Consider the following 15,461-nt stretch of genomic DNA (forward strand, 5'->3'; position numbering starts at 1 on the left):
CACGGTCTCGGTGGGCAGTGCGGGCAACGAGCGCCAGATCACCAACGTGGCCGCGGGCACGGCGGGCACCGATGCGGTGAATGTCGACCAGCTGGCCGAGGCGACGCAGTACGCCCGTTACTTCGCCGCGTCCGGCAGCGAGGACAGCGACAACGCGGCCTATGTCGAAGGCGACTACGCGACGGCGGCGGGCGAATCGGCTTCGGCGGTCGGGCAGGGGGCCACGGCCCTGGGCAGCGGCGCACAGGCCTTCGGCCAGGACGCGACCGCGGTCGGCTTCAATGCCACCGCCCTCGCCGACGACGCGCTCGCACTCGGCGCCTACAGCGAGGCGAGTGGCGAACAGAGCACGGCGGTCGGCCAGCGGGCGAATGCGTCCGCCCTCGGCGCATCCGCGATCGGCAATGCCGCCCAGGCCTCGGGGCCCTACGCGACGGCGGTGGGCACCGAAGCGGACGCATCGGGCCAGCAGGCCCTGGCGACGGGGTTCCGCTCGATCGCCTCCGGCGACGGCGCGACCGCCACCGGCAGCTACGCCGAAGCGACCGGCTTCCTGGCGAGCGCGCTCGGCTACGGCGCCGAGGCCACGGCCGACCGCGCGACGGCCGTGGGTGTCGCGGCGGTCGCCAGCGGTCTGAACTCGACGGCCGTGGGCAATACCGCGACGGCCAGCGGCGCCACCAGCCTGGCGGCGGGCACCACGTCGCGCGCCACCGGTCTCAACAGCACGGCGCTCGGCGGCTCCGCCTGGGCAACGGCGGACAACACCACGTCGGTGGGCCAGTTCGCGTGGGCGACGGCGGTGGGGACGACGGCCGTGGGACGCGATTCCTACGCCTATGCGCAGAACGCGACCGCGCTGGGTCTGAACGCCTGGGCCAACGGCGTGAACAGCGTGGCGCTGGGCGCGGGCGCCCGTGCGCCGGAGGCCAACGTGGTCTCGATCGGCAACGGCACGGGCGCAGGCGGCTATCCGGCCACGCGCCGGATCACCAATCTCGCTGCCGGCGTCGGTGATACGGATGCCGTCAACGTGGCCCAGTTCGATGCGGCGGTTGACGACCTGAGCGACCGCGTCGACGGCATGGTGAGCTACGACGACGCCAGCCGCAGCACGATCACCCTGGACGGGGCGAACGGCACACGTATCCGCAATGTCGCTGCCGGCGTCGTGTCCTCCGGCAGTCGTGATGCGATCAATGGTGCGCAGATGCACGCGGCGCTGATGAGTGCTGCCGACGCTCTGGGCGGCGGTGCGAGCGTGACTGCGTTCGGCACATTGAGCCCGCCCACCTACAGTGTCGGCGGCGGCAACTATTTCAGCGTCGGCGATGCCCTTGGCGCCCTCGACGCGCAGATCGGATCACTCGGCGCACAGGTCAGCAACATTGACCGGCGAGTCGTCGGCGTCGAGCAGGCGGTCACGGCAGAAGCGGCGGCCTCGACGGAGCAGCGAGCAGCTGCGTCGACTGCGGGCTCCACTCCGGCTGCGAGCGTCAGTACCGACAAGTCCTCTGGGGCGCAGACCGGTGCGCCTGCGATCGCGCAGGAACCGTCCACCCGGAATGCAGCGAATGAGGCCGGCGCCGAGACTCGTACCTCGACCTCCGGCGCCGCGAGTGGAGTGACCGGGACCATTGCCGGCGCGACTACCGGGGTCGAGGCGGTCGCGGTGACGCCCGCTGCGGAGGCGGACGTGGCGAGCGAGTCGCGTTCGGGTGCCCGCAGCGCTACGGTCGACCGTGGCATGGCTGACCCGGCCGCGCAGTCAGGCAAGGGCGTGACGGGTGCAACCGCTTCGGTAGCTGCCAGCGACCACGCCGTTGACGTGGTGCGCCAGGGCCCGGACTCCGCCGACAGGAGCGTCACCGGCGGCCGAGTCGCGTCCGGTCCTGCAGGTGCAGTGGACCCCGTGGATCGCACAGCCGGCAGTGTGGCCAACGGTCCGGCCACTGGTCAGGAAGCGACCCGCACAGGCGCCGTACGTGCGTCGTCCGAGGCTCCCAATGCGGTCGCTGTCGGCGAAAGCGCCTCGGTGACGGCGGCGTCGGCCACCGCGATCGGACAGGGCGCGAGCGCCTCGGCCGAAGGTTCGGTGGCGATCGGCCAGAGCGCGGTCGCCGACCGCGCCAATACCGTCTCCGTCGGCTCGGCCAGCAACCAGCGACAGGTCACCAATGTCGCGGCCGGAACGCAAGCGACCGATGCGGCCAACGTGAGCCAGGTGCAGGCGGGCGTCGCCGACGCGCGCGCCTATGCCGACACGACAGCCACCCAGGCCGTGTCGACCGCCAATGCCTACACCGACCAGAAGCTCGCCGTCTGGGGCGAGAGCTTGGACACGTTCCGCGGCGACGTCGAACGCCGGTTCTACGACACCGACCGGCGCATCGACCGTCAGGGCGCAATGGGCGCGGCGATGCTCAACATGGCGACGAGCGCGGCGGGTATCCGCACGCAGAACCGGGTCGGCGTGGGCGTCGGCTTCCAGGGCGGCGAGAGCGCCCTGTCGGTGGGCTACCAGCGCGCGATCAGCGAGCGCGCCACGGTGACCTTCGGCGGCGCGCTCAGCGGCGACGAGAAGTCCGTGGGCGTGGGTGCGGGCTTCGGCTGGTGAAGAGCTCCGCGGCCTGTCGTCCACACGGGCGGCAGGCCGCGGCGATGCAACGTTGGGTCGGGCTCACGGCGAGCCGACAGTTTCCGGGTGTCACGAGCAGCACCGCTCATATCGAATCAGGAGATCTACATGCGTTTGACCAAGCATCCCATCACCCTCGCCGTTGCCAGTGCCATCGCGCTCGCGACAGGTGCCGCGGCGGCCTCCGGTCCTGCGACCCGTGCCCCCGCGCTGCACGCGCCAGCCGACATCGACGGCGGGGCCCGGATCATCGTGAAATACCGCGCCGGTACTGCGGAGGCGCGTGACCTGAAGCGCGGCGTGGCCTCGGTCGATTCGGCCGTGAGCCGCGCCGGCATGGTCCGCACGGCGGCGGCGCGCGGCAGCCTCCCGACGAATGCCAAGCACCTGCGGCGGTCGGCGGTGGGCGCCGACGTGTTCACCCTCTCGCGCAGGTTGGACAGGACGGAAATGACCCGCCTGCTCGACGAGATCGCCGCGGATCCGGCGGTCGAGTTCGCCGAGCTCGACCGCCGGGTGCACCCGCTGCTGACCCCGAACGATCCGCAGTACGCGACCTACCAGTGGAACTTCTTCAATCCGGCCGGTGGCGTCCGCGCCCCGGCGGCATGGGACATCAACCGGGGCGCGGGCGTCGTCGTCGCGGTGATCGACAGCGGCATCCTTCCCGATCATCCGGACATCGCCGGCAACGTGCTCGAAGGCTACGACTTCATCACCGACGCGGAGGTATCCCGCCGGCCGACGAACGAGCGGGTTCCCGGTGCGTTCGACTACGGTGACTGGAACACGGATGCGACCCAGTGCCAGGTACGCAACAGCTCCTGGCACGGCACCCACGTCGCCGGCACGGTGGCCCAGGTGACCAACAACGCCCTCGGCGGGGCGGGCCTGGCATACGAATCGAAGGTGCTGCCGATCCGCGCTCTGGGCCGCTGCGGCGGCTATACCTCGGACGTGGCCGACGCCATCGTCTGGGCATCGGGCGGCAGCGTGCCGGGCGTGCCGGACAACACCAACCCGGCCGAGGTGATCAACCTCAGCCTGGGCAGTGGCCAGGCCTGTCCGTCGATCACGCAGCAGGCCGTCAGCGCGGCGACCGCCAACGGCAGTGTCGTGGTGGCCGCGGCGGGCAACAGCAATGCGAACGTGGCCAACTTCAGCCCCGCGAGCTGCAACGGCGTGGTGGCCGTGGGCGCGACGCGCATCACCGGCGGTCGCGCGTCGTATTCGAACTTCGGTCCCCGTATCGACCTGTCCGCGCCGGGCGGCGGCGGCAACGAGGACACCGGCAACGACGGCTGGGACGGCTTCATCCTGCAGGCCGTGTCCGCGAGCACCACCGCGCACGCCGGTACCTACAGCTACGGCGGCAAGGCGGGCACGTCGATGGCGTCGCCGCATGTCGCCGCGGTGGCTGCGATGGTGCAGAGCGCACTCGCCGAAGCCGGGCGCGACACGCTGACCCCCGCCGAGATGCGGACCCTGCTCGTGGAGACGGCGCGTCCGTTCCCGGTGACCATTCCGACGGCGACGGCGATGGGAAGCGGTATCGTCGACGCCAAGGCCGCACTGGACAAGGCGCTGGAAGAACCCTGCGAGGTGGATTGCGCGCCCCCGGCCATCACCCTCGTGAACCAGGTGCCGGTGCGCGGCCTGTCGGGCACCGGCGGCGATACGCTGTATGCGATCGAAGTGCCGGCTGGCGTGTCCGGCCCGTTGAGCATCACCACCAGCGGCGGCACCGGGAATGTTTCGCTGCATGTCAGCCGCGGTGAGGTGCCGACCCCGACATCGTTCGACCACCGATCGATCCGTCCGGGCAACTCGGAGACCGTGCGCATCGGCGCACCCGCCGCCGGGACCTACTACGTCCTGCTCTCCGGCACCTACGGTAACGTCACGCTCCAGGCGCGCTACTGAGCCCTGCCTGCCGTCGCGTCGCGGCGGCAGATGCACCTCGCGACCCACGGCCGCCCTGGCGGCCGTGGGTTTTTTTCAGGTCATGCGCGGCGTACCGCCGCGTACGCGGACCCGTGCAATCGACGCATCAATGCGCCGGCCGCGTCAGTGGGCAGCGTTCGGGGCGGCCAGCACGGTCGCGCCGAGTGCGCGTCCCAGCGCCTGGAAGGCCTGCTCGGCCTGGGCGAGGCCCTCGAAATCCTCGGCGCATGCGAGGACGACCGTCGCCCCTTCGCGTCCACGCTCCGGATCGACCACGCCGACATTGCAGGCCCGGCGCAGCTGGGTCCCGGTCTTCTGGGCGAAGTCCGTCTCCGGCGGAAGGCCGGCGCTGAGCCGGCGGTCGCCCGTGCGGATGCTGCGCATGTGGCCGAGCATCAATCGCGTGCTTTCCGGCGACAGCAGCTCGCCCGCGACGAGCCGCTCGAGCAGGGTCGCGAATGCCGCAAGCCGCGCCTGGTTGCGGTCGCCCTCGTAATACCTGTCGAACACCGCCTCGAGCGACTCGGCGTCGAGCGCATCGCGCGCGACGCCGAGCTCACGCGCCAGAGCATCGAGCCGCGCCTCGCCGGCCTCGGCGTTGCGCAGGCGCACGATGGCCATGTTGTCGAGCCCGGCCACGCCCGGGTGCACCGGGCCGTACGCGTCGTAGCGCACCTGCAGAATGGTGGTCACGGGTCCGAACCCGTCGCCGGCCCAGGCCCGGATCCGCCGGTTGAGGCTGGACTCGCCGACGAGCCGGATCAGCATGTCGGTGGCGGTGCTGTCACTGTCCCGCAGCGACTTCTGCAGGAGATCGCCGACGCTGAAGCGCGCGCCCGGCTTGTACGAAAGCATGTCGCCCGCGCCATCGACGAAGTCACTTTCCGCGAGGGTCAGTTCCTGATCCAGCGAGAGCGCGCCTGCGTCGACCTGCTCGAGCACGGCCACGGCGACCGGGATCTTGATCGTCGAGGAGAGATACCAGGCGCGGTCGTCGCCGCGATCCAGCGTGCCCGGATCCGGCCCGAAGTGACGGATGTAGACGCCGAAATCGCCGGGCATCGCCGCATCGATGCGCCCGACCTCCGCATCGAGCGCGTCCACCCACGCGGCCGTGGTCGATGCCGCGGCATCGACGGCCGCTGCCTGCACGGGATCGTCCGGTGTGGGCGGTTCACCCCCCCGGCATCCGGCAAGGGTGAGAAGTGCGGCGAAGACGAGGCCGGCAGCGCTTCGGGTCATCGTCGTGGGACGGGCATCGGGTCGGTCGCACTGAATACCCCGGCAGCGGTGACGGCTGCGGCAACGTCACGCAGTGCCCGCTCACCGGCCGCGCCCGCCACGCCGCGCACGCACGCCGCGATCACCACACGCACGGGCGCGCGGTCGCCGACGGCCGGCATGGTCACGATGCCGGAGTCGCACAGGCGACGGTGCTGGGTGCCGGTCTTGTTGGCGAAGTGCGCGCCGGGCGGCAGGCCTGCGCGGATCCGCTGGCGCCCGGTCTGCACGCGCGCCATCACACCGAGCAGATGACGCGTGCCCTCCGGCTCCAGCGCGAGGCCCTGCTGCAGCGAGGCCAGCATGCGCCCGTAGTCGCGCAGCGTGGCGCTGTTGGCCTCCGTGGCGTAGTAGCGTTCGAACGCACTGTCGAGACTGGGGACGGCGAACGTGTCGGGAGAAACGCGCAGCAACTCGGCCAGTTTGCGCACGCGGGCCTGGCCGGTGCCGGCCCGCTGCAGCGCCAGCAGATCCTGCGAGGAAAGCCCGGCGGCGCCGGGATGGAACGCGCCGTAGGCCAGACGACGGACGTCTGCGAGCGAGGTGATGTGCGCGCCTTGCGCGGCGATGAGTTCGTTGGCCACGGCATTGACCTGGCCGAGGCCGACGGTGCGGATCAACATGTCCGTCGCCGTGTTGTCGCTGTACACGATCATCTGCTCGAGCAGATAGCCGATCCGCAGGCGGGTGCCTACCGGATGCGCATTGGTGCCGCCGGCACCGTCCACCAGGTCGGTCGCGAGCAGGGTGATCCGGCTGTCCAGGGACAGCCACTCCTGCTCGATCTCGCGAAGCACCGCGATCGCGACCGGCACCTTCACACCCGACGCCAGATACCAGGTCTCGTCGGCGCGGAATCCCCAGGTCTCGTCGCGGCCGAGATGATGCACGTACACGCCGATCTCGCCCCCGAAGGCATGGTCGATGGACCGCAGGCGACGATCCAGATCCGCGGCCCAGGGCGGCGCCTCCAGAGTGGCGACCTCGCCGGCGGACGGTGCCCGCGTCTGCGCGTCACGCGCATGCGCGCCGCGCACATCGGCAAGCAGCAGCGATGCGAGGACAACGGCGGACAGCGTGAAACGCAACATCGGCTCCCTCCGGACGCGTGCGGGCGGGGTGCACGACAGGCGCGGCCCCGGCACCGACGCGGCCGCGGCGGCACATGGCCGCGAGCGGCGGTCTGTCGTTCGAGTCGGGACCCTAACCGCGGCGGCCGTTATTGGCGCTGAACTGCGGGTCGCCCCGGCTGGCGGATGCGTTGCCACAGCCAGATCCATGCGGCCGTCGCCGCGATCAGCAGCGCGGTCAGCACCAGGGCGCGCGGATAACTGACGGTCTGGTAATAGCCGAGGGTTTCGCGGAACAGCAGGAAAATCACGCTGATGTGCACGATGAACGCCATCAACGCATCGCTGCCGATCACGGCCACGGGACGCAGCATCCGCGCCAGCCATTCACCGCCGGCCACCGCCAGCGCCAGCAATGCGAACGCGCCGCCCACGCTGAACAGCGTGAACATCAGTTGGGGCGGGTGCTTGCCCGCGTTGCGGCCGATGTCCACGAGCAGCTCACCCGGGGCGTCGGCGCGTATCAGAAACCATGCGAACAGCAGCGCGGATACCAGGGCGAGCCCTCCGGCCAGCCCCAGGCGCGTGCGCGGATCGCCGTACCAGCGCAGGAGCAATCCACCGACCAGAAAGCCGACCAGGATCAACGGTCCACGCGCGAGCTGGCCCCAGGTGTAATAGTCGGGATGTTCGACCAGAACGGCCTGCACCTGCGGGACACCCCAGAAGCCGAAGTTGTGCAGCAGCCACCACGAAAGGCCGGCCACCGGGACTGGGCTCAGCCAGCGCAGCCATGCCGGCATCCGTGCCCAAAGCGGCAGTACCCACGGGATCCACAGCAGGGCGATGGCATAGAACCCGAGGATTTCGACGTAGGACGGGAAATTCCGGTACAGGAGTGTGTCGATGATCGCCTCGCGATCGTGGCGGCCGTACATCTCGACGATGGTCAGCAGCTTGTACCAGAAGAGCACCACGAGGCCCCGCCAGAGCAGACGATTGCGGCGCTGCGGCCAGTCCGGCGCCGAGGTCTTGGGCACGAACGCGACCGCCAGTGCGATGCCGAACACGATGACGAACAGCGACGAGGAGAACTTGGTGATCGCGTGGATCGGCACCTGGCCCCAGTCCGGGAAATCGTCGTAGGGCATCAGCCCGTTGGTGCCGTGACTGAGGATCATCAGGCAGACCGCGAAGCCGCGCGCGAGATCGATGGCGCCGATGCGCCCCATGCGCGCGCCGCCTGCAACGGGCGGCGACGCGGCGGGCACGGTCATGCCGTCGCTCCCCGGAGGCCGCGACGGCTCGCACCTGCCGGCGCGTGAGCGGACCGCCTCGGTGCGCGCCAGCCACCGCGCCGGAAAGGCGCCGGAGCGCACCGCCGACATCGCAGCGCACGGACATGGATGGGCGTTCGACGCATGCCGGAATCCCGACCGGAGGAGACGCGCATTGCAGCAGCGACGGTGTGACGGAGCGGTCAGGGGTGCAGGCCGATCTGGGATACTGTCGCGCCCCCGCCCAGTCAACGAGACCGATGTCCAGGCTGTCAAAATCGCGGCGCGATGCACGCCGCAAATCCGCGCCGCGGCGTGCTGACCTTCGCGGCGGCGCATCCCAGATCCATGCGCAGCTGCGTGATCCGGACGACCGCGTGCTCGCGGGCGCGATGTTCCAGGACGGGGAATGGATCCTGGTGCTCGGCGGCGAGCCGGTGACCCGGACTCCGAGCGCGGCGATGCTGCTGGCCATGCTGCGCCACACCGCCAGCCTGCGCGATGCGCGCGGCGTGGTCACGCGCCTGTCGGTGTCCAAGGCCCTCGACGCCGCCGCCAGCGCCGAGGCGGAGGCCGCGGGACGCACGTTGGCGGCCCATCTCGACTGGCTCGAGGCCGAGCGGCGCACGCGCAACGATCCACCGCCACCGCCACCGCCGCCGACCGCGCACTGAATCTCGCCGTCCCCGCGATGAACCGTGCAGCCGGCGTTGAAAGTCCGTCGCGACCGCGCCGGTATCATGCCGGGTCCGCTTTCCCCGGGTTGTCCGTGATGCGTTCTGTCGCTCCGCTTCCGCGTCTGGCCGCCGTGGCCGTCCTCCTCATCCTGGTGTCGGCCTGTGGGCACAACACGCGGGAGGACGTCCCCTTCATGGGCGAGTCCTTCGACTCCGACGAGACCTACTCGCGCACGTACGAGATGCCGCCTGCGCAGGTGTGTTCCGCCGCCCGGCTGGCCCTGCTGGGCCAGGGCTATGCGGTCGGCAAGGCCGGCGACGACGCGGTCGAAGCCACCAAGAACTTCCAGCCCGAGGACGAGGTGCATACCCAGCTTTCGGTGCGCGTGTCGTGCGTGGCGCGCGGCAACGAGCGTACGCTGTTGTTCGTCAGCGCTCTGCTCGACCGTTACGTGCTGCGCAAGAGCTCCAGCTCGGCCAGCCTCGGTGTGGGTGGCCTGGGTTCGGTGTCGCTGCCGGTGGGCAGCCGCGAGGATTCCCTGGTCCGCGTGGCCAGCAGCACGGTCCAGGACGGGGGGTTCTACCGTCGCTTCTTCGAACGGGTCGGCTATTACGTGCCCTCGCCATCACCGCGCGAGCGGGTCCGCAGCGGCGACGTGCCGGCCGAGGATCCGCCGCCGTCCGATCTGCGTCGCACGCCCGTGCTGCCGGCCGATGGCGAGGATCCGGCGCGCTGAGCCGCCAGGCGCGCCGCGACCGCGACCCGCGCCGGCGGACTGCTAAAGTCGCCCGGTCTGTCGTCGAGGGAGGTGCCACGCCGTGAATGCGGTGCTCGAGGAGTCCACCGCGTCCCCCGATACGGTGGAAGCGCGAATCGTCGCCCGCCTGCGTGCCGGTGGGCGTCTCAAGGACGTCGACCTGGCGCGGGCCCAGCGCCTGCACGCCGATGCCGGCGGAAGTCTGCTCTCGATCCTCGGTCGCCTCGGCCTGGTGTCGGAACGCGATCATGCCGAAGCCTGCGCCGCGGAGCTCGGCCTGCCGCTGATCGCGGGAAAGGCCATGCCGGAGACGCCACCCGAACTGGCCGACGGGGCCCAGCCCCTGTCGATCCGCTTCCTGCGCCAGTTCCACCTGGTGCCGGTGGGCGAGACCCGGGGCCGGCTGCAGGTGTGGATGTCGGATCCGTACGACGCGTACGCGCTCGACGCGGTGCGTCTGGCGACCGGCTGCGAGATCGCGCCCATCGTGGGCCTGCGTTCGGAGATCGACGACCTGATCGAGCGCTGGTACGGCCAGGGCCGCAGCGCGATGGGCACGATCGTCGAATCGGCGGACGGCGCCGGCGGCGGGGATGTCGACGATGTCGAGCACCTGCGCGATCTCGCGTCCGAGGCGCCGGTGATCCGGCTGGTGAATCTGGTGATCCAGCGTGCGGTCGAGCTGCGCGCGTCGGACATCCACATCGAACCGTTCGAGAGTCGGTTGAAAGTGCGCTATCGCGTCGACGGCGTATTGATCGACGGCGAAAGCCCGCCGGTGAACCTGACCGCGGCAGTGATCAGCCGCATCAAGATCATGGCCCGCCTCAACATCGCCGAGCGCCGGCTGCCGCAGGACGGCCGCATCATGCTGCGCGTGCAGGGCAAGGAACTCGACCTGCGCGTGAGCACGGTGCCGACCGCGCACGGCGAGAGCGTGGTGATGCGCCTGCTCGACCGCGAGACGGTGGTGTTCGACTTCTACCGGCTCGGGTTCACCGACGAATTCCTGCCGCAGTTCGACAAGGTGCTCGACCAGCCGCACGGCATCCTGCTGGTCACCGGCCCGACCGGTTCGGGCAAGACGACGACTCTTTACACCGCGCTGTCGCAGCTCAATACGCCGGACGTCAAGATCATCACCGTCGAGGATCCGGTCGAATACCAGATCGAAGGCATCAACCAGATCCAGGCCAAGCCGCAGATCGGGCTCGATTTCGCCAATGCGCTGCGTTCGATCGTCCGCCAGGATCCGGACATCATCATGATCGGCGAAATGCGCGATCTGGAAACCGCGCGCATCGCGATCCAGTCCGCGCTCACCGGCCATCTCGTGCTCAGCACGCTGCACACGAACAACGCTGCCGGCGGCATCACCCGCATGCTCGACATGGGCGTCGAGGATTACCTGCTGACGTCCACCATCAACGGCATCCTTGCCCAGCGCCTGGTGCGCAAGCTCGAGCCGACGCATCGCGTGCGCTATGCCGCATCGCCCGAGGAGATCGAGCGCTTCGAACTGCGCCGCTTCCAGCCCGAGGGCGAGATCGTGTTGTACCGCCCGGGCCCCTCAGCCGCCGCGCCGACCGGGTATCTGGGCCGCACCACGATCGTCGAATTCCTGGTCATGAACGACACCCTGCGCCGCGCGGTGATGCGCCACGCCGGCATGGGCGAGCTCGAGCAGCTGGCCCGCGAGTCCGGCATGCGCACGATGTACGAGGACGGCATCCTCAAGGCGCTGCGCGGCGAGACGACGATCGAGGAAGTGCTGCGGGTGACGGAGGAGGCGTGATGGGCGAGGTCAGGGTCGACAGCTTCACCATTTCCATCGACGGGTTCGCGGCCGGCCCCGGACAATCGCTCGACGATCCGCTGGGCGCCGGCGGCACCGCGTTGCACGAGTGGTTCCGTCCGACCCGCACCTTCCAGCGCAGGGTGCTCGGCAATCAGGACGGCGAGTCCGGCGTGGATGACGACTTCGCCGCGCGCGGCTTCGACGGCATCGGCGCGTGGATCCTCGGCCGCCACATGTTCACTCCGTCGCGCGGCGCCTGGCCGGACGACGGCTGGCGCGGCTGGTGGGGCGACGAACCGCCCTACCACTGCGATGTCTTCGTTCTTTCGCACCATGCCCGCGCGCCGCTGGTGATGGCGGGCGGCACCACGTTCCATTTCGTCACCGATGGCCCGGAAGCTGCACTCGCGTTGGCGCGCGACGCCGCGGGCGGCGCGGACGTGCGCATCGGCGGTGGTGCCGCGACGATCCGCCAGTACCTGCAGGCCGGCCTGATCGACCGGCTGCATCTCGCGGTCGCACCCGTGCTGCTCGGACGCGGCGAGTCGCTGCTGGCCGGATTCGATTTGCCGGCGCTCGGTTACCGCGTGGCGCGAAGCGCACCCGGCGCGCGTGCGATGCACGTGCTGATCGAGCGGGTTCCCGGCGCGTGACCCTCTACCGCTACAAGGCCCTCAACATCCGCGGCGAAACGCTCGACGGCACGATGGACGCCGCCAGCGAAGCCGAAGTCGCGTTGCGGCTGCAGGAACAGGGCCACCTACCGGTCGAGGCGCGTCCGGCGAGCGAGGCGCGGGCGGTCGAGGACTGGAAGGCGCTGTTCAAGCCGAAGCCGTTCTCGGGACAGCGGCTCGTGCAGTTCACCCAGCAGCTGGCCACGCTGCTCAATGCGGGACAGCCGCTGGACCGCGCGCTGACGATCCTGCTCGACCTCCCCGACGAGCCGGATGCCAAGCGCACGATCACCGAGCTGCGCGATGCGGTGCGCGGCGGCGTGTCGCTTTCGACCGCGCTGGAACGCCAGCACGGCACGTTCTCGCGGTTGTACGTGAACATGGTGCGCGCCGGCGAGGCGGGTGGCAGCCTCGAGGACACGCTGCAGAGGCTGGGCGATTACCTCGAACGCGCGCGGGCACTGCGGGGGCGCGTCGTCAATGCGCTGATCTATCCCGCGATCCTGATCATGATGGTGGGCGCGTCGCTGCTCTTCCTGCTGGGCTACGTGGTGCCGCAGTTCGCCGCCATGTACGAAAGCCTCGATGCCGAGCTGCCGGTGTTCACCCGCATCGTGCTCGGCGCCGGTGAGTTCGTCCGCGACTGGTGGATCGCGCTGCTGATCGTCCCGGTGCTGGCGGCCTATGCATTTACGCTGAGACTGCGCGACGCCGCCTTCCGTGCCCGCTTCGACGCATGGCTGCTCGAGCGGCGCATCGCCGGGCCGCTGATCGCGCGCATGGAAACCGCGCGCCTCGCACGCACGCTGGGCACCCTGCTGCGCAACGGCGTACCGCTGATCGCGGCGCTGGGCATCGGCCGCAACGTGCTCGGCAACCGCGCGCTCGCGGCCGATGTCGAAGCCGCCGAGGCCGAGGTCAGGAACGGTGTCGGCCTGTCCAGCGCGCTCGGTCGCAATCGCCGCTTCCCGCGTCTGGCGGTGCAGATGGTCCAGGTGGGCGAGGAATCCGGCGCGCTCGACGCGATGCTGCTCAAGACCGCCGACACCTTCGACCAGCAGACCGGCACCTCGCTCGACCGCATGCTCGCCGCGCTTGTCCCGGCAATCACGCTGCTTCTCGCGCTCGTGGTGATGGTGGTGATCCTGGCGGTGCTGGTCCCGATCTACGACCTGACCAGCGTGATCGGCTGATTTTCGAGCCGCCTTCCGCAGCGCCGGCAAACGTCTGGTACTGCGGACGGGTCACCTGCTGGACATGACGTGCGGCGGTGGCCTGGCCTGCTAGTCCCAGGTGTTGGCGTGCCGCGCGAAGTCTTCCCGCTGTGGCCGCACGATGCAGAACCTGTGTCCACTGGGCGCTTCCATCACCCACCAGCGCTTGACGAAGCCGATCCGCTTCGCGCCGAGCGCCTCGAGACGCTCGGCCTCGGCGTCGATGTCGTCGGACTCGATGTCGAGATGGATGCGCGAGGCGTGATCGACCTGTTGCAGCAGCAGGATCGGCTCACCGAGCGCGCGCTCGAGCTCGGCGTAGCGGCCGTCGCCGTCCTGGTCCGGGCTCACGACCGGTCGGCCGAGGGCCTGGCTCCAGAATTCGATATGCGGAGCCAGGTCATCGACCTGGCAATCCAGTACGAAGGTGGACAGGCGGCTGCGGTGGGGCATGGCGGGCGCTCCGGTGGATGGAGCGCCAGCATGCCGCGACCCGCTTGCAACGGCTGCGACGACGCGCGGGGTCCGCCGCGGCATCGCCAGGCAGCCTTTCCGTGATCACGCCGACGGCGCCCGCCCACGCGCCGTCAGGCGACGCGATGGCGCCTCAGGGCGAGGCCGCCGCCCGGATCACTGGGCGAGGGCCAGATCGTCGAGCATCGCCTTGAGGAAGCGCGCGGCCTCGCCGCCGGTCGCGGCGCGGTGGTCGAAGGTCAGCGACAGCGGGATGACCTTGTGCGATTCGAAGCCTCCGATCACCGGGGTGATCTGGTGACGGCCACGACCCGCGGCGACGATGGCCACACACGGCGGCACCACGACCGGGGTGGCGTAGCGACCGGCGAACATGCCGAAGTTCGACAGCGAGATCGTGTAGCCGCTCAGTTCGCTGCCCGGAATGCTGCGGTCCTCGACCTGCGCGCGCAGGCGGTTGATGCCCTCGCGTACGCCGCGCGCGTCGAGCATGTCGGCATTGCGCAGCGCCGGCACGAACAGGCCGTCGTCGGTGTCGACGGCGATGCCGATGTCGACATGCGGATGCAGGGTACGGGTGAGCTTGTCGCCGTCGAACCAGGCATTGAGCGCGGGCACCGCGCGCGCGGCCACGCAGATCGCGCGGATCAGGCGGCTGGTCACGTCGTTGCCGGGCGCCCAGGCATGGATGTCGGCATCGTCGCTGAGCGTGGTCGGCACGACCTTCGCATGCGCATCGGCCATCACCCGGGCCATGTTGCGGCGCACGCCCTTCAGCGGCTCGGGCTGGCCGGAGGCCGAGACCGACGGTGGCTGCGTTCGCATCGGCTTGCCCGAGGCGGACAGCGCGGTGCGCGTGCCCGCCTGGCGGGGCGCGTCCTGCGCGGGCGCGTCGTGGCTCACGCGGTATTCGCCGGCGCGCGGCGGTGGCGCGCTGCCGGTCGAACCGGGCGCTGCGCTGCCGTCCGCAGCGGCCTGCTTGACGTCGGCCATCGTCACCACGCCGTCGGCGCCGGTGCCGCGCACGCGCGCGATGTCCACCTTCAGCTTGCGGGCGAGCGCGCGCACGGCCGGCATCGCCTTGACGCCGCCGGCCGAACTGGCCTGCTCGCTGTGCACGGTATCGGAGGATTGCATCGCGCCGACCACGGTGCCGGTGTCGGCACGCGCGCCGCCGGCGTCGGACTTGGCTTCCGGCTGCGCGCCGTCGCCCTCGGCGATCGCGCCGCCTTCGCTCGAGGCGACGACCTTGTCGTCCGGCGCCGGATCCTGGGTGCCGACGCCGTGGCCGGCGGCAGTCTTCGGCGGACCATGATGGTGGCCGGTGTCCTGGCCCTCGGCGCGCTGCGGCAGGCTGGGATCGATCTCGAACTCGGCCAGCACCGCGCCGGTCTCGACGATGTCGCCGGCCTCGCCCGCGAGCTTCAGCACCTTGCCCGACACCGGCGAGGGCACGTCGACGACGGCCTTCGCGGTCTCCATCGAGACCAGCGCGTCGTCGAGGCGGATGGTGTCGCCGACCTTGACCGCCCATTCGACGATCGTGGCATCGGGCAGGCCTTCGCCGAGATCGGGGAGGCGGAAGGAAGTGGTGTTGGCCATGGCGCGTGTCCTTTGATCGATCGTGCCGGCCGGGGCCGGCTGTCAGGGGGCACG

12 protein-coding genes are annotated in these 15,461 nt (G+C 70.5%); 7 read left to right on the plus strand and 5 right to left on the minus strand.

The genetic code is table 11. The features are described 5' to 3' along the window. Both H0E82_RS05330 and H0E82_RS05335 read left to right on the plus strand, forming a co-directional pair. A partial coding sequence (locus H0E82_RS05330) for a YadA family autotransporter adhesin (protein WP_180544417.1) occupies positions 1-2,617 on the plus strand: 2,617 nt, incomplete at its 5' end. Between the two features lie 129 nt (positions 2,618-2,746). Further along, the gene (locus H0E82_RS05335) at positions 2,747-4,561 is read left to right on the plus strand and encodes a S8 family peptidase (RefSeq protein WP_180544418.1); all 1,815 of its coding nucleotides are present in this window, start codon (positions 2,747-2,749) and stop codon (positions 4,559-4,561) included. A gap of 144 nt (positions 4,562-4,705) precedes the next feature. On the opposite strand, the gene H0E82_RS05340 is transcribed toward H0E82_RS05335, so the two are convergent. The 3 genes from H0E82_RS05340 to H0E82_RS05350 form a co-directional block, all read right to left on the minus strand. After that, positions 4,706-5,734, minus strand: coding sequence for a serine hydrolase (locus tag H0E82_RS05340; RefSeq protein ID WP_328796962.1), 1,029 nt, complete (start codon positions 5,732-5,734; stop codon positions 4,706-4,708). Positions 5,735-5,820: 86 nt separating this feature from the next. Further along, positions 5,821-6,954: a serine hydrolase gene (locus tag H0E82_RS05345; protein WP_180544420.1), complete on the minus strand. Its 1,134-nt coding sequence runs from the start codon at positions 6,952-6,954 to the stop codon at positions 5,821-5,823. Positions 6,955-7,082: 128 nt separating this feature from the next. After that, a complete protein-coding gene (locus H0E82_RS05350) occupies positions 7,083-8,210 on the minus strand; it encodes an acyltransferase family protein (RefSeq protein WP_180544421.1) in 1,128 nt (375 codons plus the stop codon). A gap of 260 nt (positions 8,211-8,470) precedes the next feature. Between H0E82_RS05350 and H0E82_RS05355 the strand changes: the two genes are divergently transcribed. The 5 genes from H0E82_RS05355 to xpsF all read left to right on the plus strand — a co-directional run bounded on the left by H0E82_RS05355 (position 8,471) and on the right by xpsF (position 13,310). Then, positions 8,471-8,884: a hypothetical protein gene (locus H0E82_RS05355; protein WP_180544422.1), complete on the plus strand. Its 414-nt coding sequence runs from the start codon at positions 8,471-8,473 to the stop codon at positions 8,882-8,884. Positions 8,885-9,018: 134 nt separating this feature from the next. Next, entirely contained in the window at positions 9,019-9,624 is a 606-nt protein-coding gene (locus H0E82_RS05360) for a DUF2242 domain-containing protein (RefSeq protein ID WP_328796963.1), read from the plus strand. Between the two features lie 91 nt (positions 9,625-9,715). Further along, a complete protein-coding gene (gene gspE / locus H0E82_RS05365) occupies positions 9,716-11,440 on the plus strand; it encodes a type II secretion system ATPase GspE (protein ID WP_425600322.1) in 1,725 nt (574 codons plus the stop codon). Continuing rightward, the gene (locus H0E82_RS05370; protein ID WP_180544425.1) at positions 11,440-12,096 is read left to right on the plus strand and encodes a dihydrofolate reductase family protein; all 657 of its coding nucleotides are present in this window, start codon (positions 11,440-11,442) and stop codon (positions 12,094-12,096) included. The genes gspE and H0E82_RS05370 overlap by 1 nt, the downstream gene beginning before the upstream one ends. Next, a complete protein-coding gene (gene xpsF, locus H0E82_RS05375) occupies positions 12,093-13,310 on the plus strand; it encodes a type II secretion system protein XpsF (RefSeq protein ID WP_180544426.1) in 1,218 nt (405 codons plus the stop codon). Before H0E82_RS05370 ends, xpsF begins: the two co-directional genes overlap by 4 nt. 90 nt (positions 13,311-13,400) lie before the next feature. Here xpsF and H0E82_RS05380 read toward each other — a convergent pair whose 3' ends face one another. Both H0E82_RS05380 and H0E82_RS05385 read right to left on the minus strand, forming a co-directional pair. After that, complete coding sequence (locus H0E82_RS05380) at positions 13,401-13,784, minus strand: VOC family protein (RefSeq protein ID WP_180544427.1); 384 nt, start codon at positions 13,782-13,784, stop codon at positions 13,401-13,403. Positions 13,785-13,961: 177 nt separating this feature from the next. Continuing rightward, positions 13,962-15,407, minus strand: a complete 1,446-nt coding sequence (locus tag H0E82_RS05385; RefSeq protein ID WP_180544428.1) for a dihydrolipoamide acetyltransferase family protein — start codon at positions 15,405-15,407, stop codon at positions 13,962-13,964. Between the last annotated feature and the right edge of the window lie 54 nt (positions 15,408-15,461).

The sequence above is a fragment of the Luteimonas deserti genome, assembly GCF_013425765.1.
GTDB lineage: Bacteria > Pseudomonadota > Gammaproteobacteria > Xanthomonadales > Xanthomonadaceae > Luteimonas > Luteimonas deserti.